We start from the raw sequence: 17,454 nt of genomic DNA on the forward strand, positions 1-17,454 counted from the left end.
TTACGTCTGGCTTGTGGCCGGGCTTTGGCCAAGGGTTTCCAGTTCGGCTTCGACTTGCCGTTCCAAGGCGGCCAGCCCGGCCAGGTTGGTGTTGCCGAGCGCCGACTTCGCCCGGAGCACGAGCGGCACGCAATTGAGCGCCCGCAATTTTGCCAGCGGCACGCCGGCTTGGACCAAATCGCGCCCCTTGCGATACAGGCTCAGGATGAGACGCAGCAGCGCCAGCTGCCGTTCCGGAGTGCAAAAGGCGTCCTCGGTGTCAAACGCGCTTTGAGCGAGAAAGCCGTCCTTCAGGATTTCCGCGATGAACAGAATGAGCCGTTGGGCTTCCGGCAAAACGTCCGGTCCGACGAGCTTGACGATTTGTTGTAAACGCTCCTCCCGCTGCAACAGCGTCAGGGCTTCCGTGCGCAGTTCGCTCCAGTCCGGCGACTGTCGCGCCCACCATGCGCTGACTTCCTCCACGTATTCGGAATACGACCGCAACCAGTGGATCGAGGGATAATGCCGTGCGTTGGCCAGTTCGGTGTCGAGCGCCCAGAAGCAGCGGATGAACCGCCGCGTGTGCTGCGTGACCGGTTCGGAAAAATCACCGCCGGGTGGACTCACGGCGCCCACAATGCTGACGGAAGCCCGCGCGCCGCCCAGCGTGGTGACGGCGCCGCCGCGTTCGTAAAACTGCGCCAGCCGCGCCGGCAGCGTGGCGGGAAAGCCTTCCTCGGCGGGCATTTCCTCGAGGCGTGCCGCCAGTTCGCGCAAAGCCTCGGCCCAGCGGCTTGTCGAGTCCGCGAACACCGCCACGTTCAGGCCCATGTCCCGATAATACTCGGCCAGCGTGATGCCGGTGTAGATGGACACTTCGCGCGCGGCGACCGGCATGTTCGAGGTGTTGGCGATGAGTATGGTGCGCTCCATCAACGGCCGGCCGGAACGCGGATCCTTCAACTCGGGAAACTCCCGGAGCACTTCGGTCATTTCGTTGCCGCGTTCGCCGCAGCCGATGAACACAATGATTTCGGCGTCCGACCACTTGGCGAGCTGGTGTTGCGTGATGGTTTTGCCGGTGCCAAAGCCGCCCGGAATCGCCGCCGCACCGCCTTTGCCCAGCGGGAAAAACGTGTCGATGACGCGCTGGCCGGTGATCAACGGCTCGGTCACACGCAGGCGCTCGCGAATGGGTCGCGGCTGCCGCACGGGCCAGGATTGCACGAGGGTGATGTGCTGCCGGCCTGCCGGGGTCCCGATGACGGCCACGGTGTCGCGCAACGTGTAATCGCCCCGCGCCGCCAGCCTGTGAAGCCGCCCGGCAATCTGCGGCGGCACGAGCACGCGATGCCGGACGAGCGGGGTTTCCGCGATTTCGCCCAACGCCTGCCCGGCCGCAACGGGGTCGCCTTCCCGCGCGAGCGGCGTAAACGACCAGCGTTTCGCGGTGTCCAGCGGTTCCACCTGTTCGCCGCGGCGAATCCACGCGCCGCTACGCGCCGCGATGCCCGGCAACGGACGTTGAATGCCGTCGTAGATGTTGCCGATGAGGCCGGGGCCGAGCCAGACGGAGAGCGGGGCACCGGTTTGTTGCACCGGAGCGCCCGGCCGCAACATGGTGGTGTCCTCATAAACTTGAATCGTGGCGTGATCTCCGATCAGCCTAACAATTTCACCCACGAGCCCCAGTTCGCCGACGTGCACCACTTCATACATCTGCGCGTTCCGCAGTCCCACGGCGGTCACGGTGGGACCGCTGATGCGCGTGACAACCGCAGTTTGGTTTGGAGCGATGACACTCATGTGGGTTCTCCCGGTGAAGCGGGTGCCAAGGACCAGCCCAGTTGCGCGGCGAGCTGGCGGCGCAGTTCCGGCCAGAGCCGTTCCAGTCGTGCGGTGAAGCGATTGTCGCAGATTTGGCGGCCGGTCGCGTCTTGAACCATGACGCCGCCATCGTCAAGGGAAGCCTCCGGAGCCAAGGTGAGTTGCAGATGCGGCCGGCCGACGCGTGGTGGCAGGTTGGCCAAAAGGGAGTCGCCAAAATCGGTGGCATCGGCCGGTGAGAGTTTCAGCACAAAATGGTCGCCGGCCATTTCGGCGAGCGCCGCGGCGGTCAGGGTGGCGAGCGCGACGCCGTAATCAAAGGTGTCGCGCGCGGCCAGGTGGGCGCGGGCTTCATCGCGGATGGAATGCAACGCCGCTTCAATTTGTTCGGCGCGGTGGCGGGCGACCTCCAGCGGCACGGTCGCGAGCAGCAATTCCGTGCGACGTTCGGCTTCGGCGCGCGCCGTGGTCAGCCGTTGGTTGTGCGCGGCAGCATCCGCAGCCTGATGCGCCGCGCGCAGGCTGGTGGCTTCCGCTCGGGCACGTGCGATGATTGCATCCGCCTCACGCCGTGCTTCGGCGAGAATCTCCGCCTGCAACAAGGCGGGCGCGCGTTCGTTGGCGGTGGTCACAACCGGCCTTTCTCAGGTTCCGACATGAAGTCCCACGGCTTCCTGAACAAGCTGGCGCAAGCTCCTTCGCCCGGGCAACGGGCCGGCGGGGCCGGGAATCTCCACGATCAACGGCCGGCTGCGCGTCCAACGCAGCTCATCCACGATGTCGCGCAGGCTGGCCGCCACGGACTCCGTGAGCAGGAGCACGCCGGCGTCCGGTCGTGTCGCCTCGCGGGCGAGAACGGCCGCGGCTTCCGCAGGGGTGGCCACGCTTTCTCCGGCCACGCCGGCGAGCCGGAAGCCGCGCACGGTGTCTTCATCGGCAAGGCAAAAGACCCTCATACGCCGCATTAAATTTTTTGCACCAGCATCATCGCAATGGCGAACCCGAGCACGGCGAGACCTTCCGCCAGCGCTACGAACAAGATGCTGCGGGTGAGCAATTCGGGCTTCTCCGCGGCGGCCCCCAGCGCGGCGGAACCGATGCGGCCCACGGCGTAGCTGGCGCCGATGACGCACAGCGCAATCGTAAAGGCCGCGGCGCCGCCGAGGCCAACCGCCTTGTAAACCGATGACGCGTCGGCCGCGGTGTCCGCCGGCGCGGCCTCGTCCGCCACACCGGAAGCAGCCAGCAACAACAGGCCGGCGAAGAGCACACCGGCCATCCATCGAATCCATTTCATGAGGCACCTCCGGGTTTGTTGTTTCAGGCGACCAGCCGAAACGGCTGGAATGGCCGGCCCTCGCCGGTCAGGAATTTCCCGAAAAATTCGTAATACTCGAGGCGCAGCGCCTGCACGGCCGCAATGACGCCCTCCAACACCAGCGCGCCGGCGTTGCCCAGAATCACCACCAGCGCGGCCAGCGCGGGGCCGCCCAATGGCAGTTGCCGGGCCTGGTCGGCGAGCGCGAGCGCGGCGGCCAGCGATGCGGCATGACTCATCGCGTAAGCCGCCAGCCGCACAAAGCTGATGGTGTTGGCCAGGTAGCTCAGCAGCGCTTCAAAGGCGCTGACGAGGGAAATCAAGCCGGCGACGCACCATCCTTCGCCAGGTTCGGGGCGGCGCCCGTGGCGACGGTCCACGAGACGGGCGAGCGGTTCCTTGAGCGCCCAGCCCGCGAGCGGCATTCCCACGAAGGCGGCCAGCGCCGGCAGCATCAAGCCGTGCGCCTTGAGGAAATTGCCCCCGAGCAGCAACGTCAGCGTTCCCCAGTAGAACAACAGGCCGGCCAGTCCGAACCGGCCGAAGCAGCCGCCAACGTAGTTCCCGCACCGGAGCCGGTTGGTGACGTTCAGGACGAGCCCCACGCTGATGACGACGACGCCGATGGCGATGGCCAGTTGCATCAGGCTGGCGGGGTCGCCGGCGAGCGGATCCCGCCACAGCGCGAATGATTTGAAGTATTCCAGCCCAAAACAACTGCCGTAGGCGCAGCCGAACCCAACGCTCGCCAGGCCCGCAATCACGAGCAACCGGCCGACGTCCTGCAACCTCTGGCGGCGCGCCCGGCGGCACATCAACCCGCCTGCCACGGCCAGCACGCTGCCGTGTCCCACATCACCGAACATCAGCCCGAACATCAGCGGATAACTCAACGCCACGAACAGGGTTGGCTCCAACTCGTGATAGTCCGGCAGACCATAAGCGGTGACGAGCCGGGCGAAGGGCCGCAGCCAGCGCGGCGGTTGCAACAGCACGGGAACCGCGGCGTCCGCCGCGCCGGCCGGTGCGGTCTCCAGTTGCATGCAACCGTGCGAGAGTTCGCGCGTGCGACGTTCAATTTCTGTCACGGCCGGCTCAGGTGCCCAGCCCGCCAGCAGCACGGTGGCCTCGGTGCGGGAACACTGTTGCTCGGCTGCCAGCAATTGCCGTTCGCGCATCGCCAGCTGTTCCAACTGGCCCAAAGGCGCGGCGTATTCGACGGCCAGCGTGCGGGCCTCCGTTTGTGCCCGGTTCAACTCCCGGACCGCCGCCTGCTGTTCCCGGCGGCGTTCCGCGGCCAGCGAATCGCAGGTCGCATTGGCGCTCACCGGCAGGGGGTCGCTCTGAAATCCCGCGTCCCGCAGCGCACTTGCGAGCGCCGGCCAACGGGCGGGCGTGGTCAACACGAGCAACGGTTGGCGGCCACGTTCCACCGCCAGCGGCAGCACGGCAGCGTGCGGGTCAAGCTGCGCGGAAAGTGCCTGCCAGTTTTCGGCCGGCAAACTCCCGGTTGCGAAATGCAGGTGAGCGAATGCCTGCGGGCCGTCCAGCGGCAGATCCAAGCCGCAGTAACGGGACAACAATTCGCAATCTGCATCGAGTTCGCGGACTTGATCGGTGCATTGTTGCCGTCGCGACATGACTTCATCCGCGCGGGCTTCCCATAAACGCAACGTGGCGTCGGCGTCGGCCCATGTCAGTTGGGTTGCCGGTGGGGTGAGGGACGCCGGCGGAATTTTCAGCATCCGGCGCAGTTCCGTGACGCGCTGGAGCACATCGTGGCAGCGTGCCAACTCGACGTTGCAGTCACGGGCCGGCAGCGGCGCCGTGTCCGGGCCGGGCGCGGTTTGCTCCAATTGCACGGCACCCAACCCGCCCCAGCTCTCCAAGACCACGCGGGCGTCCTGCCGCAGGACCAGGGCGCGCAATCGGCACATGGGCACGGGACTAAACATGCGTTGCCTCCACTTTCTGGCTGGTCGTGAGCCGGGCGCGAAGGCCTTCGCCCGGCACGGCCAGGCGAATGCCTTCCGAGATGGTGGTTAAATCAGCTGCTTCGATACGGCGCAACACCGCGTAGCCAACGATGGCGCCCAGGCCGGTGAAGCCGCCGCGACAGGCGCGGTGGGCGAGGCGCATCAGGCGCCGCCTGGTCGCAGCCTCCAGCGCCGTCGCAAAGCTGGCCGCCGCCGGTTCGCCTTCGGGTGTCGTCGGCACGGCGTCCAAGGCCGGACCGACGGCACGGCGCAGGGCCGTCCGCAAATCCGTGTCCGTGAGCATGGCGTTGAGGCGAATCCGGGAAATGCCGGCCCCGGCAACATGCAAACGGTTTAAGAGTTCCACAGGCAGGCCGTGAACAAATTTGCCGCGCGCCACCAACATCAGGTGAAACGTATCCGCCTCTTGTTGCGCCGCCGCGTGGATGCAGTCGTGATCCTCGCCCGCAAGTTGTGACGTGAGGCGCAACAGTTCCTCGAAATACGTGCGATCCAGTGCGGCCTCGGTGAGGAACGGAGACGCGGCCGCCGGCGCGCGGGCGGGCAGCCGTTCGAGGCACTCACGGAACACGCCTTCGGGGAGCCGTCGGGCGAGATGCGACAACGAAGTCACGTCGGCCGGGATGTCTGCGTCCAGCCTCAGTTCCGGCGGCAGCAAAATAAGCTGCGGACGCACCGTGGCAGTGGAAACACGAGCCCGCCAGGCGCGCAACAGGGCTTTCAAATTTTCCAGTTGGAAACGGACCAGCAGCCAGTGCAGCAGGCGGGCGGCGGGACCCTTCAGGTTTTTCTGCCAGTAGATGAGTTCGCGGACGAGGGCCTGCGTCAGCTGATGTTGCCAGGCCGTGGCAGTTTCCGTTTTGAATTCCGGGTGACGCGCCGCCGCCAGTTCGGGGATGGAGCGCAGGCGGCAGAACGTGTCCAGGCATTGCGCGTCGGCCAGCCGGCTGCGCCGGGCGTGGGCGCGGGCCGCGAGGTAATCCAGATTGTTGGTGACGGCTTGAGTCATGAGCTTGTTCCGGCTGCCGCGTTGCCGCCGGCGACACACCGAACGACCTCGGCGACGGCCTGTTGATGCAGTGCGGGAGCGATCTGGATTTGCTGCGCGATGTCAGCCAGCGCGCGGGTCAGTTCGTGATCTTTCCGGCGTTGGGCTGCCGCTGCGGTGTCGGTGAGCCATTGTGCGATTTCGTCGTCCGTCCGTGTTTTGGACAGCGCGCTCGCGGCTTCGGCCTCGCGTTGAGCCGTCGCCAGCAGGCGCGCGGCCTCCGCCCGGGCGGTTGCGACGATCTGCTTCGCTTCCGCCTCCGTCGCGAGGATGCTTTGAATTACGTCGCGCATGGCGAGAATGCGGGCCGTTGCCGGCCTCGGCTCAGGCGGCGGCCGCAACGACCCGTTTGCCCAGGTGAAACTCGTGAATGACGGCGTCGCCAATCAGGCGCGCGGCTTCATCGTAAGGCACACGGTCGGTGTTGAGGACGAGGTCGTAGAGCAGCGGGTCATCGATGTCCTTCCCGTAATGTTCCTTCAAGTAGCGCCGTCGCCCCTTGTCCTCAGTCTTGATGAATTCCTCCGCTGCAGCGTGCATGAGCCGATAGACTTCCTCGACGCGCCGGGTCCGGTGCTCGAGCGATCCCACGAGGCGCACGTGAAAGGCCGTGGCCAGCCGGCCGGTCACCACGTTCGCTCCCCGGCCCACAAGGATCACATTGCCCATCGAGGCCAGGTGCCAGATGGTTTCCGCGGTGTGCTTGACCAGGTTCCAGGACGAAGGGTGCAGTCCGAGGATTTCCTCCAGCGTGTCATGAATGAACGGCTTGTGATTTTCGGGTTCATACTTGGCCACCCGTTGCGAGATGTGGTGGTCCTCGAGCACCCGTTCCATCAAGTTCTTGTCAAAGACCGTCCAGCCGCAATCCACCGGAGCGTGTTGCTGCAAATACTCCGCCAGCTTGGCGGCCACCGTTCGTCCGCCCGCGCCGGTCAGGCGCGAGATCGTGATGGCCGGCTTGATTGCCGGCTCGGCGACGCGGCGGGCCGGGTTCAACTGACAGTTGATGAAGGACAGGCATTGTTCGTAACTGACATTTTTCCACATGGCCCCTCCATTTCTCCGGCGCTCCTGATTCACCTCCCCGCAAACCCGGCAGCGGCGGGGCGACGACGGCGGGGGGATTCGCGTTGAACGATTCGCCCGCCCGGGTCGGGCGCCGGATGGCGCCGCCCGCCGGATTCGCGGTTGCCACGGTTACAAGGCTTCCAAAATGCGCAGGGCTTTGCGCGCCTCGGCGGTGCTGTCCAGCGCGAGGTGGGCGACAAATTTACGCCCCAGTGCCGCCGCGGAAAATCCGCGCAGGTTCAATCCTTGCGCGGCGAGCGCCTGTGCGATGCGCTGCCCCTGACCGGGACGGTTGGGGCCTTCCACGCGCACGGCGTGCAGACTGGCTGTGGGGGTGAATCCGGCCTGTCGCGCAGCGCGCGCCGCCGCCATGCCCTTGATGGGCGTCACGAACAAAACTCCTTTGCCCGGTGATTCGGGCGAACGGCGGGCAATCATGAACTCCAGATTGACTCCGGCATTGGCCAGGACGCCCAGCTTGTCAGCCAGCCCGCCGGGACGGTCCTCCAAGGTCGCCGCCCACGTATCCACCCGACCTGTTTTGAATGCCATAAAGTGCGCTCCTTTCGTTTTGCATGGTTTACGTCGGCTTCTCCGGTGTTATTAGCATAGTCCCGTAATCAGTTGCGTCAATTTGCCTCCGCTAATTCGCGCTTCGACCTGGTTGCGGCCGCCCCGGCTCCGGGCCGTTCGCCAATTTCGTCGATTGGAACTATGTTTGCCCCATGGATTCCCTAGGTGGCACCTGCGGCGGTGAGGCTCGTCGGAAACGGCAGACGGAGGCGTCGCGGAGCGATGGGACAAGGGTTTTGCGGGCCGGCGTTGAACCGCAAACGAAAGGAACGTTATGATCCCCAAATACACGATCGAATACACGGCCCAACTCGGGAAGCATCGCCAGTTGAGCCAGTATCACACGGATGATCCCGTGGCGTGCGAGGAATTCGTCGAGGAGTTGATGGAGGCGGAATATCCGATCCGCTCCATCCGGCACGACGGCATGGAGCTGTCCAAGCGCGAGTTTGACCGCGTCATCAAAACGGCGGCCGGCATGCTGGCGTCGAAGCACATCTGCGCTTCGCTCGGCATCAAACCCGAGGAAGAGCGGTTTCGCTTCGGTTTCACGGCGTGACGGAAACGGGCGCAGTGCCGGTGCGGAGATAGCGCGGCGGCGACCGAAAGGTGCAGGGACGGCTGCTGCGTTGCCGCCCGCCGAAGGAGGTGTGAATGAACCTGAAACTTTCGGTTGTGGCCATCCAGAAACCGGCGGCCGTGAACTTCATTCTCGGGCAGACGCATTTCATCAAGAGCGTTGAAGATTTGCATGAGGCGCTCGTGAATGCCGTGCCGGGCATCAAGTTCGGCCTGGCCTTGTGCGAGGCTTCGGGCAAATGCCTCGTGCGCACCAGCGGCACCGACGCCGGCCTGATCGAGCTCGCGCGGCAGAACGCCCACGCCCTCGGCGCCGGCCATGGCTTCATCATCTTTCTGGGCGACGGCTTCTACCCGTTGAACGTGCTGAACGCGGTCAAGGCCGTGCCCGAGGTGTGCGGCATTTTTTGCGCGACCGCGAATCCCACGCAGGTCGTCGTGGCGGAAACGGAGCAGGGCCGCGGCATTCTGGGCGTGGTGGATGGCTTCGCGCCGCAAGGAATGGAAACTGATGCCGACGTGGCTTGGCGCAAAGATTTCCTGCGCCAGATTGGCTACAAGCTTTAAGCGAGGCGAGCATGGAGGATCCGACCAGCATTGAGTTGCGACGGCTGCAAAAGCGGCTGAACCGGTTTTTGCAGGAATTTACCGGCACACCGCTGGTCGCGCTCGCCGCGCAGGATGTTTGGACGCCGGCCATCAACGCCTATTGGGCAGGGGATCGCATCCTCATTTGCGTGGACCTCGCCGGGGTGGACAAGACCGCGATTGACCTGAACGTCGAATCACAGCGCCTCGTGTTGCGCGGACGCCGGGAACTGCCCGAGCCGCGGGGCGGGGGCAGGACGGTGGAACGGGTTCTGGCGCTGGAAATCAACCACGGTCCATTCGGACGCGTGGTGACCTTGCCGGATGCGGTGGACCCCGCGCGGACCACGGCGGAATTGCGCAACGGCCTGTTGTGGGTTGTGCTGCCGCTGGCCGGGAAGGGGAATGCGCCTGAAAGGAGCTGAGCCTTCGTCATGAGCGACACGGTCTCCAACAAACCACCGGTCGAGATCGACGTTGAACAACCGATGGGCGGCGCGCCCGGGCGCAGCGCCCAGTCTGGACCGGACGAGCCGCGCATACCCGCCGTGTTGCCGCTGTTGCCCTTGCGGAACACGGTCATGTTTCCCGGCATGGTCGCGCCGTTGAGCGTGGGCCGGCCGGCGTCGGTGAAAATGCTCGGCGAAGTGCTGCCGCACGGCAAAATCATCGGAGTGGTGGCCCAGCGGGACGGGGCGCAGGAAGAGCCCGGCGCGGCGGATGTTTATCCTGTCGGCACCGCCGTGACGGTGTTGAAACTGCTGCGCGAAATCGAAGGCGGTGTGGTCGTCGTGCGCGGTCTGCAACGCTTCGTCATCCGGCGCTTCGTGCAGACGCAGCCCTGGTTGCGGGCCGAGATCGAACTGCTGCCGAGTTCCGCTCCGCCCACGAACGATCAGGAGTGGGAGGCGGCCGTGCGCAACCTCCGGGAAAGCGCGGCGAAAGCCGCCGAGCTGTCGCCGGACGTGCCCGCCGGCGTGGAGCTGGTGTTGATGAACATCGAAGATGCGGGGCAGCTGGCCGATCTGGTCGCGGGAAATCTGCCCATGGAACTGCCCGAACGGCAGGCGTTGCTGGAGCAGACCGATGTGGTCAAGCGCGTGCGCGCCGTGCAACAGCGGGTCCACGCGCAGCTCGAAATTCTCAAGCTCCAACAGAAGCTCCAGAAGCAGGTGTCGTCGCAGTTCTCGGACATGCAACGCCGCGCGTATTTGCATGAGCAGATCAAGGCGATCCAGCGCGAACTTGGCGAAGACGCCGAGGGAACCGAGCAGCAGGTCGAGCAGTTGCGCCAGCGGCTGGCCGAAGCCAAACCGCCGGCCCCGGTGGTCGAGCAAGCCGGGCGCGAGTTGAAACGGCTGGGCTATGTGCCGCCCGCCAGCGCGGAGTTTTCCGTCATTGTCAGCTACGTCGAAACGCTCGTGGAACTGCCGTGGAACAAATTGACGGAGGACAATCTCGATTTGAACCGCGCACAGCAAATCCTCGACCGCGATCATCACGATCTCGAAAAGGTGAAGCGCCGGCTGATTGAATACCTCGCGGTGCGCAAGCTGAACCCGGCCGGCCGCGGCCCGATTTTGTGCTTTCTGGGTCCACCCGGCGTGGGCAAGACGAGCCTGGGGCAATCCATTGCCGATGCGCTCGGCCGGAAATTTGCGCGCATGAGCCTCGGCGGCATGCGGGACGAGGCGGAGATCCGCGGCCACCGGCGGACCTACATCGGCTCGATGCCTGGACAGGTGATTCAGGAGTTGCGCCGTCAGGGCACCCGCAATCCCGTGTTCATGCTGGATGAAATTGACAAGCTGGGCGCGGACTTTCATGGCGATCCGGCGAGCGCCCTGCTCGAAGTGCTCGACCCGCGGCAGAACCAGTCATTCGTGGATCATTATCTCGACGTGCCGTTCGATCTGTCGCAGGTGATGTTCATCACCACGGCGAACTACATGGACCCGGTGCCGCCGGCGTTGCGCGACCGCATGGAGGTCATCGAGATTCCCGGTTACACCGACCGCGAGAAACTCATCATTGGGCGCGATTATCTGCTTCGGCGGCAGTTGGCGGAAAACGGACTCAAAGCGGGGCAATGCAAGTGGTCCACGGCGGCGCTGGAAAAGATCATCGAAGACTACACACGCGAAGCCGGCGTGCGTGAATTGGAGCGGCAGATCGGCGCGGTGTGCCGGGCCGTGGCGGCGCAGATTGCCCGCGGGGAGCGCGATCATGTCAACGTGGAACCGAAGCTCGTGATGACACTGTTGGGGCCGGCCCGCTACATTCGGGAAACCCGGCTGCAAACCAACCGGCCGGGCGTGGCCACGGGGCTCGCCTACACGCCGACGGGCGGTGAAGTGTTGCACATTGAAGCCACGCGGTATCCGGGCAAGGCCAATGTCACCCTCACCGGCCAGCTCGGCGACGTGATGGCTGAATCGGTCGAGGCGGCCCTGAGCCTGGTGCGCACACGTGTGCGCGAGCTGGGCATTCCCGCCGACGCCTTCAAGGACACTGACGTGCACGTGCATGTTCCCAGCGGCGCCGTGCCCAAGGATGGTCCCTCCGCCGGCGTGGCGATGTTCACGGCCCTGGCGTCGTTGTTCACCGACACACCGGTCCGCGGCACGGTGGCGATGACCGGCGAAATCACGTTGCGCGGCCTGGTGCTGCCAGTCGGTGGCTTGAAGGAAAAATGCCTCGCCGCTCTTCGCGCCGGCATCAAACAGGTCATTCTTCCAAAGCTGAACGCGAAGGACCTGGTGGAAGTGCCGGACGAGGTGAAGGAAAAGCTCAAGTTTTCGCTGGTGGACAACGTGGACGAAGTTCTGGCGCTCGCGCTCGTGCCAAAACGGTCACTGCCGGCATCGTCGCCCCGCACGCACCGGCCCAAGGCAAAACGACGCGCGCGTCGCTTGCGTCACGTCGCGGTGTCAAACTTGTGAGGCAACCGGCATGCAACTCCTGCCCACGGAAGTCGAGTGTTATGCCGGTCATCAAGCCGATGAAATCCCGCGGCGATTTCAATGGGGCGGGCAGTGGCTGGACGTTGCGGAGGTGCTGGACCGCTGGCAGCAACTGGAGAACCTGCCCGAATGGCCACGGGCCAATTATTTCAAGGTGCGGGCTGCCGATGGACACGATTATTTGCTCAAGCATGACCGGGAGGCGGATGCGTGGTTTCTGGTGCGGCGGTGGTGAGCCCTGGCCGCGCGTGGCCGTGCGGGGCCGGCGAGCTGTGCTAAATTGTTAAGGGGTGCGGCGGCTGTGCAGCACGGGCATCCGCCGACCCGCCGACGGGGCGGAGGTGCCAGCGGGGCTGCCCGGTCGGAGGTGGATATCGCCCGCTGGCAGGAGGTCAACCATGAGTGCAATGACAAAATGGCATCCCTTCGGAACGCGGGAAAAGCTGGAGCTGTTGGCGCCCGAGCGGCGCTGGGATCCGTTCTGGGAGATGGAGCGTGACCTGGCCATGTTGTGGAACCGCATGGACCAGATGTTTGGCCAGCCGTTACTGGCAGCGCCGGCCGAAGGTCTGACCGAGACGGCGTGGTTCCCACGGGTGGACATCACCGAGGACGAAAAGGAGTATCTCGTCAAAGCGGAGCTGCCGGGCGTAAAGAAGGAGGAGATCAAGGTCACGGTGCGCGACGGCAATCTGACCATCAGCGGCGAGCGCAAGGCGGAGAAGGAGGAAAAGAGCCGCCGCTATCATCGTCTCGAACGCGCTTACGGCGGCTTTGAACGGAGTTTTACGCTGCCAGGCAATGCGGAGGCGGCCAAAATCACCTCAGAGTTCAAGGAAGGCGTGTTGAGCGTGCACCTGCCCAAAGTTCCCGGTGCCACGGCCAGGGCCATCGAGGTGAAAGTGTCATGAGTTGCCGGACGCGTGCAGCGTTGCGTCCGGTGCGGAGTTGAAGCAGTGAACCTGCAACAAATGGAGCAGCGCCATGAAATCCCATCTGGTCATGGCGGGACTGTTGATGCTGTCTCTCCTGCCGGGCTGCGACAGCGGCCTGAAATCGAGCCGGGGCTTCCGGTTGCCGGACGGTGACGCCGAAAAAGGCAAACAGGCGTTCGTCGATCTCAAATGTTATACCTGCCACAAGGTTGAGGGGGTGGCGGCGTTGCCGGCGCCGACGGCTTTCAATCTCACGCTGGGTGGCGAAACCGCCCGCGTGAAAACCTACGGCGAGCTGGTCACCTCCATCATCAACCCATCCCACGTCATCTCCGAGCCATACCGGCGTCAGTTGACGGATGCCAAACTGTCGCCGATGCCCGAGTTCAATCGCACGATGACGGTGGAACAGGTCATTGACTTGGTGGCGTTTCTCCAGCCGCGTTACAAGCTGGTGGAGCCGACTTACGAACAGCCCTATCCGTGAGCCGGCAGAGCCATGTGTTGAACCCGGCGCGCCCTCCCCGGGCCGGCGGACGCGCCCCAACGGAGGATTCCCATGAACAAATGTGAAGTCTGCGGCAATGAATACGACAAGCTCTTCGAGGTGCGCTTGGGCGGGCACAGTCACAGCTTCGATTGCTTTGAATGCGCGATTCAGGCCCTGGCGCCGGTCTGCCTGCACTGCGGGTGCCGCGTCATCGGCCATGGCGTCGAGGCGGGCGGCCGCACCTTTTGCTGCGCCAGTTGCGCGGCCAAAGCGGGCGTGCACGGCGTCAAGGACCGCGCGGACGGACCGCTCCTCGCGGCCGTGTGACGTGGCGGGCGCCGGTCCGCGTGCTGCTTTCCGTGGACGGGCGCGGGTGTGAATCAAGCCAGGACGGCTGCCGCGGGCAGTCGTCAACCAAAGGAGCGTTATGAGAATGGCCGAATCCATGGCAGGCCGCCGGGATCGTTTGATCCACGAGCGGGTTCATGACCCCTACAAGAGCCGGCACAAACCGCCCGAGCCAAGCGTGTGCAAGGTCTGCCACGCCGTCTTTCGCGGCGGCCGCTGGCAGCGCGCCGAAGCGTGGCCGCTGGCGGCGCATCAGACGCTGTGCCAGGCATGCCAGCGCACGCGCGACGATTATCCGGCCGGGGTGATCACCCTCACCGGCGGCTTTGTCAGCGCACACAAGGATGAGATCCTTGGCCTGGTCCGGCATCACGAGCAGGAGGAAAACGCGGAGCATGTGCTGCATCGCATCATGCGGGTGGAGGAGGGCGCCGCCGGTCTGGTGATTCTGACGACGGACCTGCATCTGCCCCGCCGGATTGGCGAGGCCCTGCGGCGCGCGTTCAAAGGCGAACTGCACCTGCAATACGAGGACGAAGGTTGTTTCCTGCGGGTGAACTGGCGGCGTGAGGCGTGAACTTCCGGCCAGCTTGGGCGTGTCATCGTGCGTGCTGCCGGTCCGTTCATGACCGCGCACCCTGAAGGCTTCCGCCGGCGCAAGGCTGAGGGCGGGGGAAGTGCCGTGCGCATCCAGCCCAATCAATGAAATAACACGGAGCGCCCGCGAAGGCGTTTAAAAGCGCGGGATTGGCGCTGGACGGGCGGTGTTTGGCGGAGTAGATAGGTTTGCATGGTGGCTGTTCTTGGTTCCAGTGTTGGCCGGGGCATGCGTCCCAAAACAGGCGGCCAGGCGCCGCTCCCACGGCGCGATCCACGTTTACATGGGAGCGCAGACACCATTTCTGCCTTCAGCAAAAGCCATGACGTCTGCTTGTCATCGACACCCGTATGAAAACTTCACGCACTTTTTGCCTTGTCATAACAGCACTGGTCGTCGGTTTTGTTGCGGCCCGTTGGTGTTTCGCCCAGTCAACGAATCCAGCACCAAACAAGGAGTCAGCGATCGATAACAATTTCGCTCTTGAGGAATTGGAGTCCTTTGTCGCTTACCTACAGGAAACGAAGCAGACAAACGCCCTGAAGCGATTCGACGATTACAGCAATGTTTCCATTGTTTCCCGGAGTTCCGCTGATTTGGGGGTGCGTCTTTATATTCTGTATAGCCTTCGCACCGGCCACACAAACGAGGCCATCAACGTGTTGGAGGCCCGGATGACCTCAGATGTCGTCGCGTTTGCCGCCAGCTATCGCGATCTTCCCGTATCCATTCGCGAGAAGGTGAGCCTGACAGCATTTCGCAGGGCGAGGGATTATTGCCGAAAGTATCCGGTAAGAAGTGGTCACTCAGACGTTGACGAAATCGTGATGAAGGCCTTCACACTTTTGGATGAGCAGGCTGCCAAATGAGGTTCGCCGGGAGGCGATGCATTATGCCCGGCATGAGTCCCACACCGTGTGGCCCGTCGCCGCTCACGCGGCGCAACCCGCGTTTTATGCCCAAGAGAGACACCCCTGCCTGCTTCAACGAAGGCCGCACTGTTCTGTTCAAACCACTTCGCGCGTCATGAGACTAATCGCCGTTTTCATTCTTTCATGCATTTCGACTTTCGCTGCGGATACCGGCGTTCACATGACTGCGAGCGCCAGCACGAATGCCGAAACCGGAGCTGTCTATTTGGAGGAGACGTTTACCCGCAATGGACAGACCAATCTGGTCCGCAGAACTAAAACAGAAGATGGCGTTGTTACGGGCAGGATTCAGAGATTCTATCACGATGGCGAATTTGTGGCTGTCCATGTCGTCGTCAGCAAGCCTTCCCACATGGCGAGAGAGTCGTTTTCCACCACTGGGTCGTCATGCTCAGTAAATGTTGATTTTTCCCCGACCAAGGAGATTGAACGAGTGATCATCACCAGAACGAAGGGGAACGTTCTGGAAGGGTTTGCCGCGACCAATGGCGTGTTCTACCCCGTCAGCAATTCAGATTTGCGGATTAGACCGGTGAAATGAAGTTGTCGGCCAACTAGATTTGATGAGAAGGCAGAGGCACACCACGAGGCGATGCATTAGATTCCTCTGCCCTGTAAAAAGTAATCCACATGCCCGTTGTTTCCCCTCGTCCGCTCTTGCTCCTGCTAGCGGTTTGATCCTCGTTTTCGATCTCGGCGACCTTTAACATCCCGTCTGTGCGCCCTCAATGTCGGGGGCGGGGCCAAGCGTGCCTGGCGGGATTGGCGCTGGACGGACGGGGCTTGGCGGAGTAGACAGGTCTTCATGGTGTTTGCGCTTCGTTCCTTTGTTGTCTGGGGCGTGCGTCCCACAACCGGTGGCCCGGCGCCGCTCCGGCGGCGCAACCCACGTTTACTCCGGAGCGCAGACACCGCTTTTACCTTCACCGAAAGCCATGCTGTCTGGTCACGACATTCACGCCATCGCTCATGAAAACATTGCTTCGTTCTCTTCTGGCAGCGGGGATTCTACTTTGCGCTATTATTACGGTGGAAGCGACGGAGTATGCGCGGCCATTCCCGGTCATCGGTATTCCCAAAGGCGCATTGTCGGAGCAGCGAGCCGCCGCCGAGAAGTTGGGACGAGAGTTTGGCGGCACCGTCAGCATGCTCGACACAAATCCAGTTTGCTGTGTTTGGCTGGAGGTGCGGCCGTGGCGACCGCATCCCGGCAGGGACGGTTATGTGATCATTCATCAGGCTGGCGGCACGCTAATCAGTGCGTCGAATCGGCAGGAGCTTGAGGCAGCTGTGGACAGGTTCATCAAGTCTTCGCGAGTGCGTGACGGCAAGCGTGAGGCTCCTGTGGGGTTGATGACGAGTTATGAAATCGTCAAATGACCTGAACGGCCAACAAGGCGCGATGCATGCGAAAAGGGTCTGAGGTCGGGCAAGGAATTGGGCTTGCTGCGGGTGATAAAGGATATTTCTGCCTGGGGAAAAATTCCGAAGTCCGTCGGGCATTCCGAAGTCCGTCGGGCATTCCGAAGTCCGCCGGGCTTTCGGGCCACCGCCGCCATCAATTGCTCGAAGCGCACGAGTTTAGTGGGCACGATCATCCAGGTGGCACCAAGCGTATGAAAAAATTCATTGTTCCACTCATCGTGGCGAGCGCGCTGGCGGTCGGGGCGCTGGCGGGGTTTCGTTACGCCAACCATCGCGCTGGCTGGGCGGTCACGGACACCATTGCTGCGTATGAGTTTGGTAACGCCGCGGACACCTTCACAGTGCTGCATAACTTGCGCGCGGGTGACACCAACGCCGCCTTTGATTCGTTGGAGGGGGATTTGGATTTGAGCGTTCTCGCGCTGGGCGGAATCCTTGAAGAGTATCCCGCCGTTGAGCACGCCGCGAATTACACGAATCTGCTGCGCCGGATCGCCGCGTATCGTGCGGCGCATCCCTATCATGACGAGGTCACGAACATGGACGCGGCGGTGAAAGAGATTCTGGCCCGGGTGGGCGCAGCGAAATAAGGCGTCTTTGGTCCTGAAGGGAACCCGTCGCCGCAGCGGCGGCGGGAAATGCACTGGCGGAGAGGGGGGGATTCGAACCCCCGATACCTTTTGGGTATTCACGCTTTCCAGGCGTGCGCGTTAAACCACTCTGCCACCTCTCCACCGAAAGCGGCGCCCACTCTGTCGCACCCGCTGTCGGGGTGCAACT

22 protein-coding genes and 1 tRNA gene are annotated in these 17,454 nt (G+C 63.6%); 13 read left to right on the forward strand and 10 right to left on the reverse strand.

What is annotated here, in order from left to right; all coding sequences use genetic code 11:
* The 9 genes from VFV96_16830 to VFV96_16870 form a co-directional block, all read right to left on the reverse strand.
* On the reverse strand, positions 1 to 1,788 hold the full coding sequence (locus VFV96_16830; protein HEU5072071.1) for a V-type ATP synthase subunit A: 1,788 nt from the start codon (positions 1,786 to 1,788) through the stop codon (positions 1 to 3).
* Positions 1,785 to 2,441, reverse strand: coding sequence for a V-type ATP synthase subunit E (locus VFV96_16835; protein HEU5072072.1), 657 nt, complete (start codon positions 2,439 to 2,441; stop codon positions 1,785 to 1,787). Before VFV96_16835 ends, VFV96_16830 begins: the two co-directional genes overlap by 4 nt.
* A gap of 12 nt (positions 2,442 to 2,453) precedes the next feature.
* Positions 2,454 to 2,765 carry a V-type ATP synthase subunit F gene (locus tag VFV96_16840; GenBank protein ID HEU5072073.1) on the reverse strand — a complete coding sequence of 104 codons (312 nt, stop codon included), beginning with the start codon at positions 2,763 to 2,765 and terminating at the stop codon, positions 2,454 to 2,456.
* 8 nt (positions 2,766 to 2,773) lie between these two features.
* The gene (locus VFV96_16845) at positions 2,774 to 3,106 is read right to left on the reverse strand and encodes an ATP synthase subunit C (GenBank protein HEU5072074.1); all 333 of its coding nucleotides are present in this window, start codon (positions 3,104 to 3,106) and stop codon (positions 2,774 to 2,776) included.
* A gap of 23 nt (positions 3,107 to 3,129) precedes the next feature.
* Positions 3,130 to 5,064 carry a V-type ATPase 116kDa subunit family protein gene (locus VFV96_16850; GenBank protein ID HEU5072075.1) on the reverse strand — a complete coding sequence of 645 codons (1,935 nt, stop codon included), beginning with the start codon at positions 5,062 to 5,064 and terminating at the stop codon, positions 3,130 to 3,132.
* Positions 5,065 to 5,074: 10 nt separating this feature from the next.
* On the reverse strand, positions 5,075 to 6,133 hold the full coding sequence (locus tag VFV96_16855) for a V-type ATPase subunit (protein ID HEU5072076.1): 1,059 nt from the start codon (positions 6,131 to 6,133) through the stop codon (positions 5,075 to 5,077).
* Entirely contained in the window at positions 6,130 to 6,465 is a 336-nt protein-coding gene (locus VFV96_16860) for a hypothetical protein (GenBank protein ID HEU5072077.1), read from the reverse strand. Before VFV96_16860 ends, VFV96_16855 begins: the two co-directional genes overlap by 4 nt.
* A gap of 31 nt (positions 6,466 to 6,496) precedes the next feature.
* Positions 6,497 to 7,222 (reverse strand): cytidylate kinase-like family protein, encoded by a 726-nt coding sequence (locus VFV96_16865; GenBank protein ID HEU5072078.1) that lies wholly within the window; start codon positions 7,220 to 7,222, stop codon positions 6,497 to 6,499.
* Between the two features lie 150 nt (positions 7,223 to 7,372).
* Positions 7,373 to 7,795: an amino acid-binding protein gene (locus VFV96_16870; protein ID HEU5072079.1), complete on the reverse strand. Its 423-nt coding sequence runs from the start codon at positions 7,793 to 7,795 to the stop codon at positions 7,373 to 7,375.
* 295 nt (positions 7,796 to 8,090) lie between these two features.
* On the opposite strand from VFV96_16870, the gene VFV96_16875 reads away from it, so the two are divergent.
* From VFV96_16875 to VFV96_16935, 13 genes are all read left to right on the forward strand, one after another.
* The gene (locus tag VFV96_16875) at positions 8,091 to 8,375 is read left to right on the forward strand and encodes a hypothetical protein (protein ID HEU5072080.1); all 285 of its coding nucleotides are present in this window, start codon (positions 8,091 to 8,093) and stop codon (positions 8,373 to 8,375) included.
* 101 nt (positions 8,376 to 8,476) lie between these two features.
* A complete protein-coding gene (locus tag VFV96_16880; protein ID HEU5072081.1) occupies positions 8,477 to 8,962 on the forward strand; it encodes an adenosine-specific kinase in 486 nt (161 codons plus the stop codon).
* 11 nt (positions 8,963 to 8,973) lie between these two features.
* Complete coding sequence (locus VFV96_16885; GenBank protein HEU5072082.1) at positions 8,974 to 9,408, forward strand: Hsp20/alpha crystallin family protein; 435 nt, start codon at positions 8,974 to 8,976, stop codon at positions 9,406 to 9,408.
* A 9-nt stretch (positions 9,409 to 9,417) separates the two neighbouring features.
* Positions 9,418 to 11,925 (forward strand): endopeptidase La, encoded by a 2,508-nt coding sequence (gene lon, locus VFV96_16890; protein ID HEU5072083.1) that lies wholly within the window; start codon positions 9,418 to 9,420, stop codon positions 11,923 to 11,925.
* Positions 11,926 to 11,935: 10 nt separating this feature from the next.
* Positions 11,936 to 12,181, forward strand: coding sequence for a DUF6504 family protein (locus VFV96_16895; protein ID HEU5072084.1), 246 nt, complete (start codon positions 11,936 to 11,938; stop codon positions 12,179 to 12,181).
* 163 nt (positions 12,182 to 12,344) lie between these two features.
* Entirely contained in the window at positions 12,345 to 12,857 is a 513-nt protein-coding gene (locus VFV96_16900) for an Hsp20/alpha crystallin family protein (protein ID HEU5072085.1), read from the forward strand.
* Between the two features lie 73 nt (positions 12,858 to 12,930).
* Positions 12,931 to 13,368 carry a c-type cytochrome gene (locus VFV96_16905; GenBank protein HEU5072086.1) on the forward strand — a complete coding sequence of 146 codons (438 nt, stop codon included), beginning with the start codon at positions 12,931 to 12,933 and terminating at the stop codon, positions 13,366 to 13,368.
* A gap of 72 nt (positions 13,369 to 13,440) precedes the next feature.
* A complete protein-coding gene (locus tag VFV96_16910) occupies positions 13,441 to 13,698 on the forward strand; it encodes a hypothetical protein (protein ID HEU5072087.1) in 258 nt (85 codons plus the stop codon).
* 106 nt (positions 13,699 to 13,804) lie between these two features.
* On the forward strand, positions 13,805 to 14,296 hold the full coding sequence (locus VFV96_16915; GenBank protein ID HEU5072088.1) for a BCAM0308 family protein: 492 nt from the start codon (positions 13,805 to 13,807) through the stop codon (positions 14,294 to 14,296).
* Positions 14,297 to 14,667: 371 nt separating this feature from the next.
* Positions 14,668 to 15,186 (forward strand): hypothetical protein, encoded by a 519-nt coding sequence (locus VFV96_16920; protein HEU5072089.1) that lies wholly within the window; start codon positions 14,668 to 14,670, stop codon positions 15,184 to 15,186.
* Between the two features lie 157 nt (positions 15,187 to 15,343).
* Entirely contained in the window at positions 15,344 to 15,790 is a 447-nt protein-coding gene (locus VFV96_16925) for a hypothetical protein (GenBank protein HEU5072090.1), read from the forward strand.
* A gap of 428 nt (positions 15,791 to 16,218) precedes the next feature.
* Positions 16,219 to 16,629 carry a hypothetical protein gene (locus VFV96_16930; GenBank protein HEU5072091.1) on the forward strand — a complete coding sequence of 137 codons (411 nt, stop codon included), beginning with the start codon at positions 16,219 to 16,221 and terminating at the stop codon, positions 16,627 to 16,629.
* Positions 16,630 to 16,865: 236 nt separating this feature from the next.
* Positions 16,866 to 17,264 (forward strand): hypothetical protein, encoded by a 399-nt coding sequence (locus VFV96_16935; GenBank protein HEU5072092.1) that lies wholly within the window; start codon positions 16,866 to 16,868, stop codon positions 17,262 to 17,264.
* Between the two features lie 54 nt (positions 17,265 to 17,318).
* On the opposite strand, the gene VFV96_16940 is transcribed toward VFV96_16935, so the two are convergent.
* Positions 17,319 to 17,407, reverse strand: a tRNA-Ser gene (locus tag VFV96_16940).
* Positions 17,408 to 17,454: the final 47 nt, after the last annotated feature.

This window comes from Verrucomicrobiia bacterium (assembly GCA_035765895.1).
GTDB lineage: Bacteria > Verrucomicrobiota > Verrucomicrobiia > Limisphaerales > DSYF01 > DSYF01.

What these genes read in the sequence shown, in the direction of transcription:
- VFV96_16830 (HEU5072071.1), bottom strand. Translation starts at nt 1,788, where the DNA reads ATGAGTGTCATCGCTCCAAACCAAACTGCGGTTGTCACGCGCATCAGC.
- VFV96_16840 (HEU5072073.1), bottom strand. Translation starts at nt 2,765, where the DNA reads ATGAGGGTCTTTTGCCTTGCCGATGAAGACACCGTGCGCGGCTTCCGG.
- VFV96_16845 (HEU5072074.1), bottom strand. Translation starts at nt 3,106, where the DNA reads ATGAAATGGATTCGATGGATGGCCGGTGTGCTCTTCGCCGGCCTGTTG.
- VFV96_16850 (HEU5072075.1), bottom strand. Translation starts at nt 5,064, where the DNA reads ATGTGCCGATTGCGCGCCCTGGTCCTGCGGCAGGACGCCCGCGTGGTC.
- VFV96_16855 (HEU5072076.1), bottom strand. Translation starts at nt 6,133, where the DNA reads ATGACTCAAGCCGTCACCAACAATCTGGATTACCTCGCGGCCCGCGCC.
- VFV96_16860 (HEU5072077.1), bottom strand. Translation starts at nt 6,465, where the DNA reads ATGCGCGACGTAATTCAAAGCATCCTCGCGACGGAGGCGGAAGCGAAG.
- VFV96_16865 (HEU5072078.1), bottom strand. Translation starts at nt 7,222, where the DNA reads ATGTGGAAAAATGTCAGTTACGAACAATGCCTGTCCTTCATCAACTGT.
- VFV96_16870 (HEU5072079.1), bottom strand. Translation starts at nt 7,795, where the DNA reads ATGGCATTCAAAACAGGTCGGGTGGATACGTGGGCGGCGACCTTGGAG.
- VFV96_16875 (HEU5072080.1), top strand. Translation starts at nt 8,091, where the DNA reads ATGATCCCCAAATACACGATCGAATACACGGCCCAACTCGGGAAGCAT.
- VFV96_16885 (HEU5072082.1), top strand. Translation starts at nt 8,974, where the DNA reads ATGGAGGATCCGACCAGCATTGAGTTGCGACGGCTGCAAAAGCGGCTG.
- lon (HEU5072083.1), top strand. Translation starts at nt 9,418, where the DNA reads ATGAGCGACACGGTCTCCAACAAACCACCGGTCGAGATCGACGTTGAA.
- VFV96_16895 (HEU5072084.1), top strand. Translation starts at nt 11,936, where the DNA reads ATGCAACTCCTGCCCACGGAAGTCGAGTGTTATGCCGGTCATCAAGCC.
- VFV96_16900 (HEU5072085.1), top strand. Translation starts at nt 12,345, where the DNA reads ATGAGTGCAATGACAAAATGGCATCCCTTCGGAACGCGGGAAAAGCTG.
- VFV96_16905 (HEU5072086.1), top strand. Translation starts at nt 12,931, where the DNA reads ATGAAATCCCATCTGGTCATGGCGGGACTGTTGATGCTGTCTCTCCTG.
- VFV96_16910 (HEU5072087.1), top strand. Translation starts at nt 13,441, where the DNA reads ATGAACAAATGTGAAGTCTGCGGCAATGAATACGACAAGCTCTTCGAG.
- VFV96_16915 (HEU5072088.1), top strand. Translation starts at nt 13,805, where the DNA reads ATGGCCGAATCCATGGCAGGCCGCCGGGATCGTTTGATCCACGAGCGG.
- VFV96_16920 (HEU5072089.1), top strand. Translation starts at nt 14,668, where the DNA reads ATGAAAACTTCACGCACTTTTTGCCTTGTCATAACAGCACTGGTCGTC.
- VFV96_16925 (HEU5072090.1), top strand. Translation starts at nt 15,344, where the DNA reads ATGAGACTAATCGCCGTTTTCATTCTTTCATGCATTTCGACTTTCGCT.
- VFV96_16930 (HEU5072091.1), top strand. Translation starts at nt 16,219, where the DNA reads ATGAAAACATTGCTTCGTTCTCTTCTGGCAGCGGGGATTCTACTTTGC.
- VFV96_16935 (HEU5072092.1), top strand. Translation starts at nt 16,866, where the DNA reads ATGAAAAAATTCATTGTTCCACTCATCGTGGCGAGCGCGCTGGCGGTC.